The sequence below is a fragment of the Protofrankia sp. CiP1_Cm_nod2 genome (assembly GCF_920664355.1).
In the GTDB taxonomy this organism is placed as follows: domain Bacteria; phylum Actinomycetota; class Actinomycetes; order Frankiales; family Frankiaceae; genus Protofrankia.
Genome location: NZ_CAKKTL010000012.1, coordinates 26,961 through 27,843, shown reverse-complemented (window position 1 = coordinate 27,843; position 883 = coordinate 26,961). Strand labels below are relative to the sequence as shown.

Here is an 883-nt window from a genome sequence, read left to right as displayed (position 1 = left end):
TCCCGAACGTGACCGTGGCCCAGGAGCGCGAGTCCCGATGTGACATCAGAAGAACGGCGGTGCCGTCGTCCTCCCCGCGTTCTCCCGTCACCCAGCCGGGCAGCCGGGCACCGACGGCGAAACCGGCCTCGAAATCCGTGAACGGTTCACGCGGACAGTTCCGGGTCGTGGTGGCACGGGCGTCCTCGGTGCCCCATATCCGCCACAGAACCTCGTCGTCCCGCTGGCCGCGCAGCCGCATGAAGGACGCCGCGCTGTGAAAGCGCCCCCGCGCGACACCGTCACCATGGACGGTCAGGCGGAGAAACGCCTGTCGTTCGAAACTGCCGTCCAGCGGGACTACGATCCGGCCACCCGGCCGAGTCTGCTCGACCCAGGAAAAAGGAACCCGCAGCGCGCTCGCCGTGGCCACCACCCGATCGTAAGGGGCGTGCTCAGGATATCCGCGGGTACCGTCACCGGTAACGACCGTGACCGGATACCCGGTTCGTCCCAGCGTCTGCCGGGCGTGTTCGGCGATCGCGGGATCCACCTCCACGGTCGTGACACGCCCACCGCGTGCCCTCCCGGCGAGCAGGGCGGCGTTGTATCCCGTGCCCGCCCCGATCTCCAGCACGTTCATTCCCGCCCGCACGTCGAGCAGGTCGAGCATCCTGCTCATGACCACCGGCGCGCTGGACGAACTGGTCGGGAAGATACCCAGGCCGTCGCCGCGTTCTCCGTCGTCGGCCTGGGTGACGATCGAATCGCCACTGCTGACAAGCGCCAGCCACCCTTCGGGATCCTCAGCCCGGTCGAGCGGGACCAGCCATCCGTCCGCCCGTCCCACCCAGACCACGTCGGGGATGAAATCCTCGCGTTTCACACCTTTCCCGTCCCGTTA

The 883-nt window shown here is 68.2% G+C and carries 1 protein-coding gene; it reads right to left on the bottom strand.

What is annotated here, in order from left to right; genetic code table 11:
* Positions 1-865, bottom strand: an 865-nt coding sequence (locus tag NBW84_RS02490; protein ID WP_250281305.1) for a methyltransferase domain-containing protein, incomplete at its 3' end; no start/stop codon positions are given.
* Positions 866-883 lie beyond the last annotated feature (18 nt).